This window comes from Halomonas sp. ND22Bw, assembly GCF_003011945.1.
Classification (GTDB): domain Bacteria; phylum Pseudomonadota; class Gammaproteobacteria; order Pseudomonadales; family Halomonadaceae; genus Halomonas; species Halomonas halophila.
Genome location: NZ_PXWD01000509.1, coordinates 1 through 315, shown reverse-complemented (window position 1 = coordinate 315; position 315 = coordinate 1). Strand labels below are relative to the sequence as shown.

1 pseudogene is annotated in these 315 nt (G+C 60.6%); it reads right to left on the bottom strand.

Going from position 1 to position 315, the window contains the following annotated elements:
• Positions 1 to 218: 218 nt before the first annotated feature.
• A pseudogene (locus CVH10_RS19145) lies at positions 219 to 315 on the bottom strand (IS5/IS1182 family transposase); the annotation flags it as partial.

The following is a 315-nucleotide window of genomic DNA, read 5'->3' as shown; positions in this document are numbered from 1 at the left end:
CGCTGGCCCATGGGGGCGTGCTGTTCCTCGACGAACTGCCCGAGTTCACCGGTATCAGGGCGCAAACGCCACAAGCGATATCAGCACCTTAGCCCCACTTTGGGGGCATGAAAAACGAACATGTGCTGAGCGGGTTAGCCCGCAAGCGGGCCGAGATATCTGGCCAGATCGAACACACCCAGGCAGAGCTTCGTAAGCTGGTCACGGACTTAGAGCGCCTAACAGAACCGTCTGCACTGGTTGAGGGTGATGAGGCTTGCCGCGAGGCTTGTGAAAGCCTCGTAGATGTCGGCGCGTCGCTCGTAGCGGACGGGC